Annotated in this window: 19 protein-coding genes; 8 read left to right on the forward strand and 11 right to left on the reverse strand. The window is 38.2% G+C overall.

What is annotated here, in order from left to right; all coding sequences use genetic code 11:
* Positions 1-91 precede the first annotated feature (91 nt).
* The 5 genes from AC07UV_RS23525 to AC07UV_RS23545 all read left to right on the forward strand — a co-directional run bounded on the left by AC07UV_RS23525 (position 92) and on the right by AC07UV_RS23545 (position 6,190).
* On the forward strand, positions 92-574 hold the full coding sequence (locus AC07UV_RS23525) for a DNA-deoxyinosine glycosylase (protein ID WP_495185508.1): 483 nt from the start codon (positions 92-94) through the stop codon (positions 572-574).
* Between the two features lie 53 nt (positions 575-627).
* Complete coding sequence (locus tag AC07UV_RS23530; RefSeq protein ID WP_495185509.1) at positions 628-1,806, forward strand: AIR synthase related protein; 1,179 nt, start codon at positions 628-630, stop codon at positions 1,804-1,806.
* A 58-nt stretch (positions 1,807-1,864) separates the two neighbouring features.
* On the forward strand, positions 1,865-2,302 hold the full coding sequence (locus AC07UV_RS23535; RefSeq protein WP_120258373.1) for an ATP-dependent zinc protease family protein: 438 nt from the start codon (positions 1,865-1,867) through the stop codon (positions 2,300-2,302).
* Positions 2,303-2,361: 59 nt separating this feature from the next.
* On the forward strand, positions 2,362-3,297 hold the full coding sequence (gene rimK / locus AC07UV_RS23540) for a 30S ribosomal protein S6--L-glutamate ligase (protein WP_077435364.1): 936 nt from the start codon (positions 2,362-2,364) through the stop codon (positions 3,295-3,297).
* Positions 3,298-3,457: 160 nt separating this feature from the next.
* Positions 3,458-6,190: a DUF3857 domain-containing protein gene (locus AC07UV_RS23545; RefSeq protein WP_495185510.1), complete on the forward strand. Its 2,733-nt coding sequence runs from the start codon at positions 3,458-3,460 to the stop codon at positions 6,188-6,190.
* A gap of 71 nt (positions 6,191-6,261) precedes the next feature.
* On the opposite strand, the gene AC07UV_RS23550 is transcribed toward AC07UV_RS23545, so the two are convergent.
* The 5 genes from AC07UV_RS23550 to thrS form a co-directional block, all read right to left on the reverse strand.
* Positions 6,262-6,708 carry a DUF3060 domain-containing protein gene (locus tag AC07UV_RS23550; RefSeq protein WP_495185511.1) on the reverse strand — a complete coding sequence of 149 codons (447 nt, stop codon included), beginning with the start codon at positions 6,706-6,708 and terminating at the stop codon, positions 6,262-6,264.
* A 263-nt stretch (positions 6,709-6,971) separates the two neighbouring features.
* Positions 6,972-7,316: a 50S ribosomal protein L20 gene (gene rplT / locus AC07UV_RS23555; protein WP_046674462.1), complete on the reverse strand. Its 345-nt coding sequence runs from the start codon at positions 7,314-7,316 to the stop codon at positions 6,972-6,974.
* Between the two features lie 99 nt (positions 7,317-7,415).
* A complete protein-coding gene (gene rpmI / locus AC07UV_RS23560; protein WP_002993964.1) occupies positions 7,416-7,616 on the reverse strand; it encodes a 50S ribosomal protein L35 in 201 nt (66 codons plus the stop codon).
* A gap of 39 nt (positions 7,617-7,655) precedes the next feature.
* Complete coding sequence (infC, locus tag AC07UV_RS23565) at positions 7,656-8,216, reverse strand: translation initiation factor IF-3 (RefSeq protein WP_120258375.1); 561 nt, start codon at positions 8,214-8,216, stop codon at positions 7,656-7,658.
* Between the two features lie 11 nt (positions 8,217-8,227).
* A complete protein-coding gene (gene thrS / locus AC07UV_RS23570) occupies positions 8,228-10,153 on the reverse strand; it encodes a threonine--tRNA ligase (RefSeq protein ID WP_495185512.1) in 1,926 nt (641 codons plus the stop codon).
* Positions 10,154-10,495: 342 nt separating this feature from the next.
* Between thrS and AC07UV_RS23575 the strand changes: the two genes are divergently transcribed.
* On the forward strand, positions 10,496-11,119 hold the full coding sequence (locus AC07UV_RS23575; protein WP_121121488.1) for a 7-carboxy-7-deazaguanine synthase QueE: 624 nt from the start codon (positions 10,496-10,498) through the stop codon (positions 11,117-11,119).
* Positions 11,120-11,223: 104 nt separating this feature from the next.
* Here AC07UV_RS23575 and AC07UV_RS23580 read toward each other — a convergent pair whose 3' ends face one another.
* The 3 genes from AC07UV_RS23580 to AC07UV_RS23590 all read right to left on the reverse strand — a co-directional run bounded on the left by AC07UV_RS23580 (position 11,224) and on the right by AC07UV_RS23590 (position 14,300).
* Positions 11,224-12,471 (reverse strand): hypothetical protein, encoded by a 1,248-nt coding sequence (locus tag AC07UV_RS23580; RefSeq protein ID WP_495185513.1) that lies wholly within the window; start codon positions 12,469-12,471, stop codon positions 11,224-11,226.
* Positions 12,472-12,615: 144 nt separating this feature from the next.
* Positions 12,616-13,686 carry a Gfo/Idh/MocA family protein gene (locus tag AC07UV_RS23585; protein WP_495185514.1) on the reverse strand — a complete coding sequence of 357 codons (1,071 nt, stop codon included), beginning with the start codon at positions 13,684-13,686 and terminating at the stop codon, positions 12,616-12,618.
* Positions 13,687-13,709: 23 nt separating this feature from the next.
* On the reverse strand, positions 13,710-14,300 hold the full coding sequence (locus tag AC07UV_RS23590) for a phosphatase PAP2 family protein (RefSeq protein ID WP_495185515.1): 591 nt from the start codon (positions 14,298-14,300) through the stop codon (positions 13,710-13,712).
* Positions 14,301-14,765: 465 nt separating this feature from the next.
* On the opposite strand from AC07UV_RS23590, the gene hisG reads away from it, so the two are divergent.
* Together hisG and hisD are read left to right on the forward strand one after the other, a co-directional pair.
* Positions 14,766-15,617, forward strand: a complete 852-nt coding sequence (hisG, locus tag AC07UV_RS23595; protein ID WP_120258380.1) for an ATP phosphoribosyltransferase — start codon at positions 14,766-14,768, stop codon at positions 15,615-15,617.
* A gap of 21 nt (positions 15,618-15,638) precedes the next feature.
* Positions 15,639-16,925, forward strand: a complete 1,287-nt coding sequence (gene hisD / locus AC07UV_RS23600; protein WP_495185516.1) for a histidinol dehydrogenase — start codon at positions 15,639-15,641, stop codon at positions 16,923-16,925.
* 191 nt (positions 16,926-17,116) lie between these two features.
* Here the strand turns inward: hisD and AC07UV_RS23605 are convergent, their stop codons facing one another.
* The 3 genes from AC07UV_RS23605 to AC07UV_RS23615 all read right to left on the reverse strand — a co-directional run bounded on the left by AC07UV_RS23605 (position 17,117) and on the right by AC07UV_RS23615 (position 19,971).
* The gene (locus AC07UV_RS23605) at positions 17,117-18,031 is read right to left on the reverse strand and encodes a YARHG domain-containing protein (RefSeq protein WP_282255441.1); all 915 of its coding nucleotides are present in this window, start codon (positions 18,029-18,031) and stop codon (positions 17,117-17,119) included.
* A gap of 19 nt (positions 18,032-18,050) precedes the next feature.
* On the reverse strand, positions 18,051-18,647 hold the full coding sequence (locus AC07UV_RS23610; RefSeq protein WP_495185517.1) for a DUF2306 domain-containing protein: 597 nt from the start codon (positions 18,645-18,647) through the stop codon (positions 18,051-18,053).
* 79 nt (positions 18,648-18,726) lie between these two features.
* Positions 18,727-19,971, reverse strand: coding sequence for an ABC transporter permease (locus AC07UV_RS23615; RefSeq protein WP_208642463.1), 1,245 nt, complete (start codon positions 19,969-19,971; stop codon positions 18,727-18,729).
* Positions 19,972-20,027 lie beyond the last annotated feature (56 nt).

Consider the following 20,027-nt stretch of genomic DNA (forward strand, 5'->3'; position numbering starts at 1 on the left):
TTAATATATATTTGATATCATTTTAATATCATAAATATAGCAAAAAATAATTCATATTTCAAAGCCAAAATTTTTATTATTATTTTTGATTATGCTCAAAAAGTCTTTTTTACCACTTGTGAATACCAATACCAAAACGCTTATCCTTGGATCATTGCCGGGTGACCGATCATTGGAGCAAAATGAATATTATGCACATCCGCAAAATCGCTTTTGGAAAGTGATCCGGCATTTATATAATAGCCCAGATGCGACAAACTATGCTGACAAAGTAAACCTGCTAGTGGACAATGGTATTGGCCTTTGGGATGTATGTGCTGAAGCTTCTCGTCCCGGCAGCATGGATTTAGCCATCAAAGACGAAAGTCCCAATCCAATTATAGCTCTGCTTGAGGCAAACCCCAGGATCAAACTGGTCGTTTTTAATGGACAGAAGGCCTACAACTTATACCTAAAGTATTTTGAAAAAAAGGATAATATTACTTATATATGTCTCCCCAGCACAAGCCCTGCTAATGCAAAAACCAACCTCGAAAAACTCATCATACATTGGCGAGCGATCATAAGTGATTAAATTACGTAAATAAGGTTCGTTAATTCAGTGCTATTGCTTATTTTTGCGCTAAGATGTCAGATTTAAAATACAATCAACGAGGTGTATCCGCTGGAAAAGAGGATGTGCACAATGCGATAAAAAATATCGACAAGGGTCTGTTTCCCAAAGCATTCTGTAAAATCATTCCCGATATTTTGGGTGGAGATCAGGACTGGTGCAATATTATGCATGCTGATGGTGCTGGCACCAAATCTTCTCTAGCTTATGTCTATTGGAAAGAAACAGGAGATATTTCGGTTTGGAAAGGCATTGCACAAGATGCAATTATCATGAATATTGACGATTTACTCTGTGTTGGAGCAACCGATAATATTCTGCTATCATCCACAATCGGACGGAATAAAAATCTTATTCCTGGCGAAGTTATCGCAGAAATCATTAATGGTACAGAAGAAATATTGTCCGAACTTCGTGATTTAGGTATCGGTATTTATTCAACCGGCGGTGAAACTGCAGACGTTGGCGATCTTGTACGTACAATAATTGTTGATAGCACAGTGACATGTCGTATGAAACGTGAAGATGTTATTTCAAATCACAAAATCAAAGGTGGCAATGTAATTGTCGGTTTGGCATCCAATGGAAAAGCGAACTATGAGAAAGCCTATAATGGTGGGATGGGTTCCAATGGTTTGACCTCAGCGCGTCATGACGTTTTTAACAAAAAAGTAGCAGAGAAATATCCAGAAGCATATGACCCTGCAGTTCCATACGAACTTGTTTTTGCAGGAAGCCAAGACTTAACCAGTGACATCGTAGTTGAAACGGGCGAAAAAGTGACAGCGGGTAAACTCGTACTTTCGGCGACACGTACCTATGCTCCTATTATTAAAAATATATTAGATAAGTATCGTTCTCAAATTGATGGAATGGTACATTGCTCGGGGGGAGCGCAAACTAAAGTACTTCACTTCGTTGACAATGTACATATCATTAAAGACAATCTTTTCCCGATCCCGCCGCTCTTCGAATTGATACAGAAAGAATCTAATACAGACTGGAAAGAGATGTATAAGGTATTCAATATGGGACACCGCATGGAATTGTATGTACCTGAAGCTATTGCTGCGGACATTATTGCCATCTCTGAGTCGTTCGGTGTTCCAGCGCAAATTATCGGTCGTGTGGAAGAGGCAACTTCTAAAAAAGTAACGATTACATCTCCTTTTGGAGAATTTATTTACGAATAAAATAGGAATGCACCAACCTCTATTGAAGAGATTGGTGCATCTATTCCATTTGGTTTAAATGAAAGAAAAACTTCTCGTGGGTTGGAAAGAGACCCTGGATTTACCTGAATTAGGAATATTTGGCATAGAAGCAAAAATCGATACCGGTGCCGCTTCATCTGTTTTGCATTGTAATTCCTATAAAATCGTGAATGAAGACGGTCAGGACTGGATTCTCTGTGAACTCATTACCAATTTCGAGACCGAAGAAACCAAAGTTCTAAAATTACGGCTTTACAAAACTAAACTGGTTAAAAGTTCATTTGGTCAGGAGGAAAAGCGTTACTACATCCGAACCACAGCGAAACTTTATGATCAAGTTTTCAGTATCAAGATTTCATTTCGAAATCGCTCGAAAATGACTTACCCGATGCTTTTAGGAAAGAACTTTCTATATCGAAGATTTTTGGTCGATGTCTCCAAAGAAAATCTCTCCTTGAAGTCCCCGTCAAAATAAAAACAAATAGCAAAGCTATTTTGTTATCTTAGCACAAAAATATATTCAATATACAAACCGTGAAAATTGCCGTATTATCGACAGTAAAGAGTTTATACTCAACTCGTCGTCTCGTAGAAGCTGCCCAACAAAGAGGACACGAATGTGTTGTCATCGACCACAGTAAGTGTTACGTTGGCATTCAACAAGGTAAACCAAGTATTCATTACAAAGGACAGGATCTCAGTGGTATTGACGCTATTATTCCCCGAATAGGCGCTTCGGTTACCTTTTATGGTTCGGCTATTGTTAGACAATTTGAGGTGATGGATGTAATTTCCGCAAATCCAAGTCAAGCGATTACCAGATCCAGAGATAAATTGAGATGTCTGCAGATCTTGTCCGGTGCAGGTATTGGACTTCCGATTACGGGTTTTGCTCGTACAGCATCCGATGTCGACGATCTGATCAGTATGGTCGGCGGCGCTCCATTAGTGATTAAACTATTGGAAGGTACACAGGGGATTGGTGTTGTTTTAGCAGAAACTAAGAAAGCAGCTTCGTCTGTTATAGAGGCCTTCTACGGCCTTGGAAATAATATTTTGATCCAAGAGTTCATCAAAGAGTCGAAAGGCTCTGATATCCGTGCTTTTGTGGTTGACGGAAAAGTTGTGGGAGCGATGAAACGTACGGCTAAAGAAGGTGAATTTCGATCAAACATACACCGGGGTGGCACAGCGCAGGTTATACGCCTAAGTAAGGCCGAAAGAGAGACTGCAATTGCTGCTGCAGCCCAATTGGGGCTTACGGTATGTGGTGTGGATATGATTCCTTCAGATCGCGGACCGCTGGTCCTGGAGGTGAATTCCTCCCCTGGGCTGGAAGGTATAGAAAAAGCCACAAAAAAGGATATTGCTTCTGAAATCATTCAGTACATCGAAAGACAATATGAAATGAAGCAGGCACAAATGCCTAAAGTGGTGAAGAAAAAGAAAAAGAGAGAGAGTAAACTATAATATCTCCGGATTAAAAGATAAAAGGGTTGACTGTGTACGCAGGCAGCCCTTTTATCTTTTTAGACAGCCAGATTTTTACTCCATAAAGATTATTAATGATCCTTAAATTAAGCTACAGTTAAGTCCAAATTTTACTTATCTTAGGTTAAATTATTAATTGATGAAAAGATTTAGCCATCTTCTACTAGCTTTTGTACTCGTACTAGCTGCATTCTCTTGGTCATTTAGCCAAACATCCATACAAAAAACAGCATCACCAACTTGGCTTCGGTCCGTCACAAAAAAGCCCCTAAAACCAAATTTGGATGATATTAGTGATGGGTATTACTATGAATTAATCGAGCATCAAATAAACTTAGCCAGCCAAACAAAATATTATAAGGACATAAAAGTATTATTTGATCAAAGTGGAATCGAAAATCTGGGACAAGTTCAGGTAACTTTTGATCCGCATTTCCAAAAACTTCAATTACATGAGTTGAACATCATTCGTAACGGGAGAGATATTAACTTATTACCGCAAGCAAAATTCAATCTCCTGGCATCCGAAACGGAGCTTTCGAGGTCTATCTACAATGGAAGTCAGATGGCCCATTGTGTCCTGGAGGATTTGCGTAAAGACGACAAGATTGTATTTGCTTATTCAATAATTGGTGCAAACCCTGTATTTGAAAACAAATTTTTCGACACCTATTATTTACGCGGCTATGAGCCTACCGGCTTGGTTCATCTCAATTATATTGTACCTCAAGGTCGTAAACTTCAATTCAAAAGTTTCAATGGGGCTCCAGAAGTACAACAACAATCCACAGGAAGTACGACCAATTTCTTTTGGGAATTGACCGAAGATAAAACAGTACAATACGAAAATTATAGTCCGGCTTGGTATAGCCCTTTAAAATATATCCAGTGTTCAGAATTCAATACTTGGCTGGAGGTAGATCAATGGAACAATAGAATCAATCCCATCCCACAGATTGCTCCGTCAAGCGCACTTCAAACTTTCGTTAATCAACTGTGGAAAGAGTCAAACGGGCAACCCTATATGTACCTAAAAAAGGCCTGTGACTTTGTACAAAACGAAATACGCTATATGGGTATTGAGATGGGCGAATATTCACACCGGGCAAATGTACCTGAAAAAGTATTTTCTCAGCGCTACGGCGATTGCAAAGATAAGTCAATGCTGCTGGCGACAATACTTAAAAACAAGAACATTGGCGTAGGACTGGTATTAGCCAATACCTATAAGGATCGCGGGCTACAAGAAGAACTCCCATCGCCTTATGCTTTCAACCACATGGTTATTGAGGTGAATGTCGACGGACGTTACCAATATATAGATCCAACCATCACCAATCAAGGTGGAAATATCAAAAACAGATATTTCCCTGCCTATGGAAAAGTACTCTCATCGATGGGTAAAGGGAAACTGACAGATGTACCGCAGAATATTACCGGAAATATTAAAGTCAGGGAAACATTGACACTTGAAGGCAAATTCGAAGCTACCCTTGATGTACAAACTATCTATCTCGGCAACGAAGCGGACAATATGCGTACTTATTTTCAAAGTAGTGCCAAAAACGATATACAGAAGCAATACCTGGAGTACTATGCGAAAACCTATCCCAAAATCAATAAAATCACCAATGTCCAATACAAAGATGATATTGAAAACAATCGTGTGGAGATCATCGAAAAATACAAAATAAAAAATATCGGAAAAGCAGAAAACGGATCTTCTAAAAAATATATTTCTTTACTAGGCACGAATATCAATGAAAAACTTCCAGAAATTACCGAAGACCGTATTGCTCCGCTCAGCCTATCCTTTCCCTCAGATATTGAATATGAGATTTACATCATTAACAAAGGAAAAAATGCATTTGGTAATTATAGAGACAATATCTATTTTGACCGTAGCGCGTATGTTTTTGGCAAAACACTGGAGATAAAACCAGATAGTATTAAAATTGCCTATACCTTAGGTTTTCATGAACCCTTTGTCGAGCAAAAGGATCTGAAACAGTATTATACAGATTTTGCTGATCGCGATCATATCTTTTACAATGGCTTTTATCTTGATGCTAACGGGTATGTAATAGGTGGAACACAAAATTTAGGTACACCTAATTCCGTAGGTGAGGTGAATTGGTTTGCTTTGGCACTATTTCTTATCTTGGTACCAGCGATCATCTGGTATATTGTCAAAAAGTATAATAAAAGCAAACCCTTCTTCATCAAGCCATACGACGAAGTTTATCATGAACAAATTGGCGGATGGATGATTGTATTACTTATTATACTGTTTATAAATATATTAACCAAATCTACCTTGTTTTTCAGCGAATCCTATTTTAATCTCAATACATGGCGGGCAATAGATCAAATTGAAAAGGGTTCAGTTTTATTATACAAAACAATGATTCTAGTGGAAATGTCTATTAATCTGGTGATCCTGATTGGACTGATTTACAGCTGTGTCCTTTTGATCAAGAAAAGAGATATTTTTGCTCAGACATTTTTTATGGTCGCACTATTGATGGCTATATTCTATACAATTCACGGAATAGGATCTTATTTTATGGCCAAACAGTATATGGATGAAGTCGATATTCTCCTCTATAGGGATAATATAAGAGGTCTTATCTTTTTCTGTGTCTGGGGGGCTTACATATATAATTCCGAACGTGTCAAAGGGACCTGTCTTCGAACATATCACGATGACAATCCTATGCAGCGAGCTGTTACTCCTCATCCTTTTGATCAAGATTTTCTACAACCCTATCCCATACAAGAACAAAATATAGAAATTACGTCCGCGGATTATAAAATACAAAAAAACGAAATAGATCACAAGCAGTCTAAGGACGATCAAACTAAAAACTAAATACTATTTTTCAACAAAAAAGGGTTTTGCATGATATCATGCAAAACCCTTTTTTGTTGATGCCTTTTCAGCTATTTCATCTTCATCACCATATTATCAGCTCCCTCGGTAGATACCTTTGCTTGGCCTGATTTGTTTTTAGTCGACTTGTAGTGAACGTGATTTTTAACACCTTCAATTTGCACTGTCTCTAAAGAGCCAATATTAACCATATTGTCTGCGCCCTCTATTGTAACAGTTGACACGTCGTTTCCAGTTACTGTATTACCTTTACCCTCAATAATAACTTTACTAACATTACCACGTATCACAACCTTATTATCGGCACCTTCTATTTGGATTGTCTCTCCTCCCTTGGCCTCTATTGTCCGGGTGTTACCCACACCCTCAATTGAAATAACTTTCCCTTGTTGATCAGATACAACTTTTATTGGAGCTTTATAACCTGGCCCCTTAGCCATAACCATACCACCTAATAAAAGAAGTGAAAATCCAAATGCGATAGTTCTTGTTTTCATAATTTTATATTTATAGCTACTTGTACAAAAATCAAACCTAACATTGAGGGAGAATGGTTATTACATCTAGTTTGATAATTTCAGTTGTTCAAAGGAGGCTATAAGGCCACCGACAAATAAAATACGATGAGCAGCTCCTCGCTATACATACAAGCATCGTCCAAAAAAGACTACAGTGATCGAAGAGGTAACAAGTGACAACAAAAAAAGGAGCCCAAAGGCTCCTTTAATATCTCTAACAAATTGACAGCGGATTAAAAACTCTATTTTACTGCGTCTACAACTGCTTTGAAAGCTTCTGGGTTATTTAAAGCTAAATCAGCTAAAACCTTACGGTTCAAACCAATGTTTTTAGCGTTTAATTTACCGATCAATTGGGAATAAGAAATTCCGTGTTGACGAGCTCCAGCGTTGATACGTTGAATCCATAAAGCTCTAAACTCGCGTTTTTTGGTTTTACGATCGCGGTAAGCGTATTGTAAACCTTTTTCTACTGTATTTTTAGCAATAGTATAAACTTTGCTACGTGATCCAAAGTAACCTTTTGCAAGGCCTAGGATTTTTTTGCGTCTTCTTCTTGAAGCTACTGCGTTAACCGAACGTGGCATATTTTTAAAATTAGTTTGGTAAAAGGTGCCATGTATTTCAATGAACTTACGACCCTGTACCCGGTTAAAAAATTATTATTAAATAAAATCGAATAAAACTTATTTACCGATAGCAAGCATACGTTTTACGTTGCCCATGTCGCCATCAGATACATAACTTGTTTGTGTTAAGTTACGTTTACGTTTTGTGCTCTTTTTTGTCAAGATGTGGCTTTTGAAAGCGTTTTTTCTTGCAATTTTACCTGTTCCAGTCAATTTGAAACGTTTCTTTGCGCTGGAATTGGTTTTAACTTTTGGCATAATACTTATAAATTTTATATCAATCTGTTAGAATTCTTATTATTTTTTAGGAGCCTTTGGAGCTACTGTTAAAAACATACGTTTCCCTTCTAATTTTGGTAAAAGTTCTACTTTACCGTAATCTTCTAGTGCCTGAGCGAAGCGTAACAACAAGATCTCACCTTGATCTTTGTGTACGATAGCACGACCTTTGAAGTGTACGTACGCACGTACTTTCTCACCACTTTCAAGAAACTTAATCGCATGTTTCAATTTGAAATCAAAATCATGTTCACCAGAGTTAGGTCCGAAACGAATTTCTTTGATAACAGTCTGTTTTGCATTAGCTTTGATTTCCTTTTGTTTCTTCTTCTGTTCGTAAACAAACTTACTGTAGTCGATAATCTTACAAACCGGCGGTACAGCATTTGGCGAAATCTCCACTAAATCAAGTTCCAACTCATCAGCCAACTCTAACGCTTTACGCGTAGGGAAAACTCCTTGTTCCACATTATCTCCTACCAAACGTACCTCAGGTACCTTGATTAACTCATTAATGCGGTGATCTGGTTCTTTCTTTCTCATTGGTGGTCTTGGACCACCGGGTCTTTTTAATGCCAAATGTTTAAAAATTAAACGGTTATTTCCTTAATTAATATATCTCTAAATTCGTCAGCAGTCATAGTGCCTAATTCTACTGAGCCATGTTTACGTACAGAAACTGTGCCATTTTCCACCTCTTTTTCCCCTACAATCAACATATAAGGAAGCTTTTTCACTTCGGCGTCTCTGATTTTTCTGCCTACCTTCTCGTCACGTAAGTCTATCAGTCCGCGAATATCGGAATTATTTAGCGAATTCAAAACATTTTGCGCATATTCTTCGTATTTTTCTGACACTGGCAAGACGATAAATTGCTCAGGCGCAAGCCATAACGGAAATTGTCCCGCACAATGCTCGATCAATACAGCCACAAAACGCTCCAACGATCCAAATGGCGCACGGTGAATCATCACTGGACGATGTTTCATATTGTCACTTCCAGTATACTCTAATTCAAAACGTTCCGGCAAATTGTAATCAACTTGAATAGTACCCAACTGCCATTTACGTCCCAGGGCATCTTTTACCATGAAATCCAATTTCGGTCCATAGAAAGCTGCTTCACCATATTCCACAACTGTCGGCAAACCTTTTTCTTCAGCAGCCTCAATAATTGCAGATTCGGCCAAAGCCCAATTTTCATCGGTTCCGATATATTTAGTACGGTTTTCAGGATCACGCAACGATACCTGTGCAGTATAGTCATTAAATCCTAAAGCACCAAATACATAAAGAACGAGGTCGATTACTTTTTTAAACTCATCTTTTACCTGATCCGGACGACAGAACAAGTGTGCATCATCCTGAGTAAACCCACGCACACGAGTTAAGCCATGCAACTCACCAGATTGCTCGTAACGATATACAGTACCAAATTCAGAAAAACGAACAGGTAAATCTTTATACGAACGTGGTTTAACTTTATAGATCTCACAGTGATGTGGACAATTCATCGGCTTCAACAAAAATTCTTCACCTTCGATAGGTGTTTTAATCGGCTGAAATGAATCCGCACCATATTTTTCATAGTGACCAGAAGTCACATACAATTGTTTATGACCAATATGTGGAGTAACTACAGGCTCATATCCTGAGTTCAATTGCGCTTTTTGCAAAAAATCAATTAATTTTTGACGTAGCGCAGCCCCTTTTGGTAACCATAAAGGCAATCCTGCACCAACTTTTTCTGAAAATGCAAAAAGTTCCAGTTCCTTACCTAACTTACGGTGGTCACGTTTTTTTGCTTCTTCGATGAACTTCAGATATTCAGTGAGTTCCGATGCTTTTGGAAAAGTTACCCCATAGATACGCGTTAACTGTTTACGAGATTCATCACCTCGCCAATACGCACCAGCGACGTTAGTTAATTTTATGGCTTTAATAAACCCTGTGTTTGGAATATGAGGACCACGGCACAAATCTGTAAATTCTCCTTGAGTATAGAATGTAATCTTTCCATCCTCCAAATCTTTAATCAGATCGAGCTTATACTCATCCCCTTTTTCAGTAAAATACGCTAAGGCATCTGACTTCGAAACAGCTTTACGCTCAAAAGTCTCTTTACGTTTGGCAAGTTCCAACATCTTGTCTTCAATAGCCTTAAAGTCATCCGAAGAAAATTCGCGATCGCCAAAATCAACGTCATAGTAAAATCCAGTTTCAATAGCCGGACCAATACCGAATTTAATCCCTGGATATAAAGCTTCCAAAGCCTCAGCCAATAAGTGAGCCGAAGAATGCCAAAAAGTAGATTTTCCTTTTGTATCATTCCAGGTTAACAACTTAACACTAGAATCTTCTTCAATAGCACGGGCAGAATCCCATACCTCACCATTCACCTCAGCCGCAAGAACATTTCTCGCTAACCCTTCAGAAATTGATAAAGCAATTTCTGCTGCAGTGATTCCTTTTTGATATTCTCTAACGGAACCATCAGGTAGTGTAATTTTAATCATTTACAACTATGATTTTTATATTGTTAAAAAATAGAAAACACAAAACAACATGTACAATTATGTTATTACACTTATGTTTTCAATAAATAAATTGTGAAACAAATTTAGCAAAAATTCTGGTAATAAACAGTTTTTTTATGATCTCTTACCCCTTTTGAACAATCCATCCCTTTTTATGTCCAAGTTTATTTTTTAAACAAAACACCTATCTGCTGTTAATGAAACCTAAGATCGTCATTAATTTTTCAACCCAATAAAAATGACACGAATTCTACCGAAAACAACAAGAGAAATTGAGCATATCATTAATATTTGCTACTTTTGCAGACTCAAATTTTAACTATGTCGAATCAAGTACCAGAAGACGGAACACGATTACCTTTGATGGAAGAATTTTACACCATTCAAGGAGAAGGTTACCACACCGGGACTGCTGCTTATTTCATCAGATTAGGTGGTTGCGATGTTGGATGCCATTGGTGCGATGTAAAAGAAAGCTGGGATGCATCTATCCATCCGCTTACAGCTGCAGATTCAATTATTGAAAATGCAAAAAAATATCCTGCTAAAACAGTTGTTATCACAGGAGGCGAACCTCTTATCTATAATCTGGACTACCTCACAAAAGGTCTCCACGCTGCGGGCATAAAAACTTTTATTGAAACATCTGGCGCTTATCCTTTAAGTGGAGAATGGGATTGGATATGCCTGTCTCCGAAAAAATTCAAAGCCCCAAGAAAAGACGTCCTCGATGCCGCAGGTGAACTCAAAGTTATTGTTTTCAATAAAAGTGATTTTGCCTGGGGAGAAGAATATGCACAATTAGTTGGACCAAATTGCAGATTATACCTTCAGCCCGAATGGTCCAAATCCAAAGAAATGACCCCGTCTATTATTGACTATGTCAAGGAAAATCCAAAATGGGATATCTCCCTACAGACACACAAATTTCTAAATATTCCGTAACCAGAATATAAAAATAATCAAAGCAAAAAAGCATTCAATCTGCTTAGATTGAATGCTTTTTTTTATGGTGACTTATATTAGTCTTCTATTCAACAAAATCTAAATCACTTTACATATTCCTTTATAAACGTATCAAGTTCAAGTGTTTTGGTCTCCTCCCCTTCTTTATCTCTTACCAAAACTTTACCTGTACTATCTACATCCAAAAATAATAGACTAGGATTAATAATAATTTTCCCATTCTCATCCAACAAACCTATTTTCCCATCTTCCGAGAACATCAAATAATTATTTAAAAACTTACTTATATTTTCCTTCTTATCGAGCAAAACCTTTCCCTCTTGTGTGACCAATCCAAAATTTCCATCTTTTTGAAAAATAGCCAATCGTTCAGTCGCTGGAGTAAGCCAGTCAAATCCTGTTTTATTTAGCTTGTTCCCCTTTTTGTCTAACAACCAGAAGTAATTATCCTTGTCTGAAACGATGGCAATCCGATCATTAAAATAGGCCAATGAAAAAAGTGAACATGACAAAACCTCTTGTCCCGTTGAGCTCTTTATTCCATAATATTCATCATTCGTATCATTATCTTTCACCATCACCCATTTAAGTGACTTATCCAGGGGAAAAGTATCCTCAAACAAACTTACATCCTCGCCTTCTTCCGTATGACTACTCCCTGATATATCCACAACTTTAACATCCTGAGGCAATTGAAAGCCTTCCACAGTTGAAACATTCGATACTTTAGTTGTCTCAAAACCCAATTCTGTATTTTGGCCCAACGACAGTTTAAGCACCGCTCCCGGGAGATCATTTACAAATGAAAAAGCAGTCATGTAGTATGTTGGCACCGCCTCAGAATACCAAACAGTTGCTTCCGCAGAATCCGCCTGATTTTTGATAAATAATTTTGCTTTTTTACAGGTCACACCAGCGACATCTTCAATCTCTCCTAAATCCTGTATCCATACATATGGCCCTTCAGATTCTTTTAGTCTATTACTAACGATTTTATAAGAAGGGTGATAAGATTCTGCTGTTACAATATCATCTCCTGCTGAGAAAGAATAGGTTTTTGCCAATTTTCTATTCAAAATAGCATGCTCTTTCTGATTAACAACAGCCGAAGAATAATTGGCATCTGCTAAGACTTCAACATTCTTATAGGCCGTCTTTCCTTTCAGAAAAGGCTCGTAAAATTCTTTTGCAAACTCTGGAATCTCATTTTCAAATTTTTCGGGTGAAATCTCACCTTTAAACACAAATTCCATCTGCCATTGTTTATCTTGCCCATGCACTACAGGGATGGACAATCCAAACAACAACGCCACTTTGAATAAATTCTTCATAAGAATGATAAATATGTAGCTAAATAACAAAAGATAGACCAAAAAGCCTATCCTTCTGCTATATTTTTTATTTAATTACTTTTTTCCCGCCCAATTTTTCATAAAAGAGACAAAAAAAAACAGTAAATCTTATATGAACTAGAATTACAATAATACAGTCTGTTTTGTTTTCACGGCTTCGTCACAAGCAAGCGCTATACGTAAACTATTGACCGCATCTTCCATGGAAGAAGACAGATCAATATCCCCAAGGATGGCCTGCTGAAAAAAGCGTTGTTCCCTGTTACACAACTCCTGATGATCTGGCTCATCGGCCAAGTTCACCCACTCATCTTTTTTAAAAAATTCATTATTCGCGTCTAAATCAGCATAGTGTACACGTAGACTTTCTGTTTGTGTATGCGCCGCCACAGAATCCGATTTACCCTCGTTGCCTGCTTTGTCAGCAACAATGGATACCGAACCCTTGGGACCGAAAACATCTTTTACAAAAAAGGCATTTTGACTCACCATAGGTCCCCAGCCCGCTTCGTACCAACCTACAGAACCGTCCTCAAAATGCAACTGAAGCTGACCATAATTATAGTTCCAATCTGGAATATCGTCCGTAAGCCGGGCGCCTATCGCCGAAACACGTACCGGCTTGACACCTACCATCTGACACATGACATCGATATAATGTACACCACAATCAACTATTGGACTTAGGCTAGACATCAAATTGCGATGGACATTCCACATGTAACCATGGCTTTGTTGATTAAGATTCATACGCATAACCAAAGGTTTCCCCATAGTCTTCGAAAGCTCAATAAATTTCATCCATGAGGGATGATAACGAAGAATATACCCTACAACCAGTTTTTTATTATACTTTATGGCGGCATTCACAACCTCTTCTGCCGATGTAACATCCTCAGCTAAAGGTTTCTCAATAAAAACATGAGCCCCCGATTCGAAAGCCTTAATTGCATAATCTTTATGTGTATCAGGATAGGTCGCAATACAGACAGCATCAGGTTTCGTTTGCTCCAATGCCTCTTCGTATGATTCGAAAAGCGCATAATCAGCACCTAACTCCGCATTAAGTTTATGTTTACTATTCCCTCTAGCGACCAAACCAACGATCTCAAATCCATCCAAATCGTGGTAGGCCTTCGCATGGGAAGCTCCCATATTACCACAACCTACAACCAATATTTTTATCACTTGCATCAATTATTCATTTAAACTTATTTTTATTTTCTTAACCCATCCAATGCAAAGGCCGACCCAGCCCCCAATACCGCCCCAGCGAGTACATCCGTTGGATAATGCACACCAAGATACATTCTGGAATAACCAACACTACTCGCCCAAAGTAAAGACGGAGCAACAACATACCATTTTGAGTACGCACGGGACAAGGCTGAAGCTGTTGCAAAAGCTGACGACGTATGGCCTGAAGGAAAAGAATAGCCACCAGCCGTACGAACAGATATAAAGTTCGGATATTTTTTAAAGGGCCGACTCCGCTTGATCAGATGTTTTATTCCGACATTAACCAATGCTGTCACAGCGGTACTACTCGCCACATACAGTGCATTTTGACGCATTGCCTTATCGTTATTGATAGCACCAGCAACTAATAGACCAACAGGCACAGCAACCTGCACACAGTTGTTGATATCAGAGAGTACTTTAAAAGTCTGTGTCTGGGAGTCAGATCTTGTCTCAGCTATAGATTCCAAAATACGAATATCTAACGTAGAAGCCGGTTTTTCCTGAGCAATTGCAGTACCCGTCAGGCATGTCACCCAGCTCATTAAAATAAATACTATTCTTTTCATCTACTATAGATTATTTTTGACATGATATTTGACTTTTTCAACTGCTTAATATTTTAATCAATAGAAGCTGTTACGAACAATGTATTTTCCGAGAGCTCCAACAGATGCAGTTTATGAGCAACATTAAGCTAAAAAAAACTTCACTTCCTAAAAATAAGGAAATTTCCAATAGTTGCCAGTCTATGTCTCAAACTTTATAGAAAATAATACGAAATTTTAAAAATCTGACGCCCCAACAGAACTAATCTTTTAACTTTTTAAAATGATAATTTTGTATTTCCCATTAATTTACTATACATTTGCTATCAGTTATTAATACAAACATGATCTATACCTACGTATATCATTTTCATTTGCATCATCGCCATGTGGCGATATGTTAATTTAATGTGTTCTTACGTAGAATACCCTCCCTCTAGTTTGATTTCTTATTATTAATAATTTACTGCTAACATTTATAAAGCGTTGAAAAATCTTAAAATTGCTATCCAAAAATCGGGTAGGTTAAACGAAAAATCTGTTCAATTACTGAAAAATTGTGGTTTAGATTTCGAAAACTACAAAAGCTCCTTGATTACTACTGTAGGCAACTTCCCTTTAGAAATATTATTTCTTAGAGATGATGACATCCCAGGCTATGTCGAACAGGGAATAGCCGACCTTGGTATTGTTGGTGAAAATATCATCGACGAAACAGAATCAAAAGTGGAATATATCAAACGACTTGGTTTTGGAAAATGTACCTTAAAATTAGCTATACCAAAAGATAGCTCTATTCAAGATATCAAAGACCTTAATGGCAAAGCGATCGCAACCTCCTATCCCAATATCCTTAAAAATTTTCTCGACGATTACCAAATCAATGCGGATATACGATTGATATCTGGATCAGTGGAAATTTCGCCTGGATTAGGACTTAGCGATGCAATATGTGATATCGTTTCCACAGGTGGAACATTGAAAAGTAATGGTCTAAAACCCTTTGCTGATGTCAAAAATTCCGAAGCTATTCTGGTTGGTAGAAAGGGACTCGAAGGAAATGAAATCCTTGCCGAATTAGTTCAGCGTATAGAATCGGTTCTATTGGCTAAAGAAACCAAATATGTGGTATTGAATGTCGAGAAAAAGAACCTTCCTGCCATCACTTCTTTATTACATGGGGTAAAGAGTCCAACTGTAGTTCCATTAGCGGAAGAAGGCTGGGTAGCAGTACACACCGTAATTACAGAAGACGATTTTTGGGACAAAATCAATAAATTAAAAGCAGAGGGTGCCCAAGGTATCGTTGTGATGCCGATTGAAAAAATCATTCTCTAAACTTGACCGATTCTTACGATCATGCTAAAAAAATACGAATACCAATCTTTAGGAAAAACGGAACTGCAACAATTGGTTGCTCGGAATACAGATCCGAACAATTCAATCCAGGAAGTCGTCCAAGATATTATTCAGCAGGTACGGGTGCAGGGCGATACTGTCTTGCGTGAATATGCTGCAAAATTTGACAAAGTACAACTTGAAAAACTCTTTTTGGACGAAGAAGATATTGATGAATTAGCAACTACCATACACCGTGACCAACAGCGTGCTTTGGAAATAGCATTCCAAAACATACACAGATTCCACAGCACACAGCTTAAAAGAGAACGTACAGTAGAGACTATGCCTGGTGTGAAGTGCTGGCGGGAAATACGTCCGATTGAAAAAGTAGGGCTTTATATTCCTGGCGGTTCTGCCGTTTTACCTAGCACGCTATTGATGTTAGGTATACCTGCCAGAATTGCAGGTTGTAAAGAGATTGTAGTTTGTTCTCCCCCACAATCCAATGGAAAGATTAATGGTTTTGTTGCGTATTGTTTAAAATTGCTCAACATTAAACGTATCTATCTTGTTGGAGGCGCACAAGCAGTTGCTGCCATGGCCTTTGGCACCCAATCTATTCCTAAAGTTGACAAAATCTTCGGTCCGGGTAACCAGTTTGTCACGAAGGCCAAATCAATTATACAGGGGCTCACTAACGTTAGTATAGACATGCCTGCGGGACCATCTGAAGTGCTTGTGATTGCTGACGAAACAGCCAATCCGGCATTTGTTGCAGCCGACCTTCTGGCGCAAGCAGAGCACGGCATAGACAGTCAAGCCGTTTTAGTCGCAACCTCTACGGTTATAATAGATGCCGTTAATACACAACTTGAAACACAACTTGCTGTATTGCCGCGGAAAGAACTTGCTTCAAAAGCAATCGAAAACTCGTATGCAGTCACGGTTGGAAACCTCCAAGAGGCCATCCAATTTTCAAATGAATATGCTCCGGAGCACCTTATTTTAGAAACAGATCAGTGGGAATCCTTGACACGCCATATCAGCAACGCAGGTTCGGTTTTCTTAGGACACCTTACACCGGAGAGTGCAGGCGACTATGCATCAGGAACCAACCACACTTTACCGACATCCGGATATGCTCGTTCCTATTCTGGTGTTTCAGTCGATTCTTTTGTAAAGAAAATAACATTTCAGCATATCAACGAAAACGGACTCCAACAGATTGGATCCACAGTTGAAATACTCGCTGAACTTGAGGGCTTACATGCACATAAAAATGCTATATCCATCCGAAATAAATAAGTTAGTTCAGTCGAAACCAAACAAGGCATAAACTCAACGGGGTCTCTAAAAAAATTGGAGACCCCGTTGAGTTTAATTCTATTCGTACCCCCTATTACCTTTTTTTATTATTCGATCTTCAGGGTCCGTTTTTACCTCTTTTCCGTTCCTTTTTCTATCAGTTGTAACGCAATACAAAAAACAAATGCAGATTACCTTCCAAAGGTATCGTAATTGTCTGTCGCATACTTCTCAAATCTTGTAAGAAGCGCAATATTATCTTTCTCCAACGGGCTCAGATCCGAACTTACATCTTTCGAAACCGGTACATACCAATCTACTGGATCGAAAAACTGACGAATAGAGGGCTTCGTAAAAGCATAACCATGCCGTGCAAAAATTGTATTTCGAATAATCTCTAGATCTAATTTTTTCAGGTTTTTCAAGTCTTTCTCCGCCAATTTCTGCTTAGAAGCATTTATACTGAACACAGCCGGCGATGCGGACCGATAATATTCCATCACATAAGTATAAGTAGAATCACCATCTTGATCTGTCGCTTCTTTCTTTTTCGCGTTGATCCAATCGACCAAAGTTCCATATTCTTCATCTTGATTATTTAACATCAGATTTGGATTATAGGCAAATTGCTTTTTCAATAATTTGAAATTTCTTTTCTTAATCTTCACCCCTTGGTCGTAAGCGACCCAACTCCCAATTAATGTATCATTCTTCAATTTTATTTCAAAACGACCATCTGATTTCTTATCACCTGGCTCATCCAACAATAGTTGCATCGCATTCCCGTCGCCCTCAAGTTTTCCTGTCAACGAACGTAGATTTCCTTTGACCACATTTTGTCCAAAAACTTTCCCTTTATCTGTTATTTTTTTGATGGTCAGGTTTATTTTTGGACTATAATCCGTATTTGGCAGCCCCTCACCATCTTCAAGGGAATTTTCATCAATCACAAAATTCCCCACCCAATTGCCATAAAGCTCCTTATGAGTCTCCTGTTCAAGCAAAACAGAATCTTGTGCTTTGGGCTCAACAGCCTTCTTATTTGTTCGTTCTTTACAGCCGATCATGGCGGAAAGCACTAATAATAAATAGATATTCCTTTTCATATCTCTGAATTTATCCCATTTATGATCTGGATAGATCATGATGGTTTCTTAAATTATGATTTTTTCGATAAATAATAAACTCAATAAGTAATAAATTAGGCACCCAGCCCAGCCAGGCAATAATCTGATAAAGATCCATCGGATTCGGTTGAAATAGGTAAACCAAAATCACTTTCCAGAAACGCAATGTGAGGGCTGAACAGGTTAGTGCAAAACTACGCAGCATAAAATCTTGGTGTACATTAAATTTCTTCTGAACGGCCAGACGAACGGCCTGAAATGTAAAATAGAACCATCCCAAAGCAAGCAGTTCAAAGGAAATGACCGCAAAGAAGCCTCCATTAGCGACAGATCCGATCAATACCCCTGAAGGTGCAGCAAAGCCCAAAATACTAAATACATAAACATAACCAATCCTCCGATGCAGTTGCGGATATTTCTTCAGAAGCCCCGAATTAAATTGAGTAAAACCAGCAGGTAAGGCGAGTATCGCTGTACAGACATGTAAATAGAAAGCATATTTATACCACCAAAACGCCTCAATTTCCGTTTGTTTTATCATCAGAAAATTAGCATCCAATGCAAAACTATGGTACCGCCATGTAATCTCTGCCATCAATACACAGCTGTAAGCAAAAAGCAAAAGCCAAAATCCTTTCAATATCGAAAATTGAGCTTTTTTAACCATAGTTAGTTTATTTACTTCGAATAGCTTCGACTGGATCTAACCGAGAGGCCATCAAAGCAGGTACGATACCTGATATCAGGCCAATGAAGGTAGAAAGTGATACCGTAAGAATAACCATTTTTACACTGACAACAATTGCGACACCCGTTGCTAGTTGGACGATAAAAGCAAGAAAATAGACTACAGCAAGACCAATCCCACCACCCAGTAAACAAAGCACAATAGATTCGATAAGGAATTGCGATAAAATAAAGAAATTTTTAGCACCCAAAGCTTTTTGGATACCGATAATATGTGTCCGTTCCTTGACACTTACAAACATGATATTGGCGATACCGAAACCGCCAACTAAAATTGAGAAAATACCAATAGAAAATCCAGCAAGATTAATAATACCAAAAAGCTGATCTAATGCACCTGTAATCATTGTTGTCTGGTTGATAGAGAAATTTTCTTCACGTTGGGGAGAAATACGACGGATCGACCGCATCAATGTCTTTGCCTCACTTTCAGCTTCACCCAATGTATAACTCGACTTGATGACCATGGCTATACTTGGAGAAAAATTATCATAATTGACAAGATTTCTAGCCAATTCAAATGGAATAAAAGCGGTATCATCGGGTGAAGTATTAATTAACACACCATTGCCCTCTTTTTTTAAGACACCGATAACCTGAATTTTCCTACCCAACATACTAATATACTTACCGACTGGTTCCTCATTCGGAAAAAGTCCATCCGCGATATTAGCTCCCAGTACTGTGACTAGCGCTCCACCTCTGGATTCACTTTCCGCAAAATATCGACCGTCAACAATATTTAAGTTTTGGATATATAGATTTTCATAGGTCGCAGCATTTACCGATGAACCTTGGGCAGAATTGTTTTTATACTTAATCGTTGTGTTACCGATATTAATCATATAAGCCATATACTCCGCTGTTGTCATACGGCTTCTTAAGTCCTGGTAATTATTATACGTAGGTTCAGGTCTGTTCAAATACTTCCACCAAGGATAATTTGGGCCACCATCCCAAGGCCATTTCTCTATGTAAAGTGTCTTACTTCCTATCTTTTTTACAGATTCCTCAATGTTATTTCGTAAGGTATCCACCGCCGAAAACACACCTATAATGGTAAAAATACCAATAGTCACGCCCAGCAAGGAAAGCATGGTACGTGTACGATTGTCCTTTAATGCAGAAAACGCAAACTGACAACTTTCCAATATCAATCTAAGGAATAACATAATTGCATTCTAAAATACAATATAGTTTTGATTTAATGTCAAAATCAATAAAAATA

The sequence above is a fragment of the Sphingobacterium sp. GW821-FHT03E03 genome (assembly GCF_059420745.1).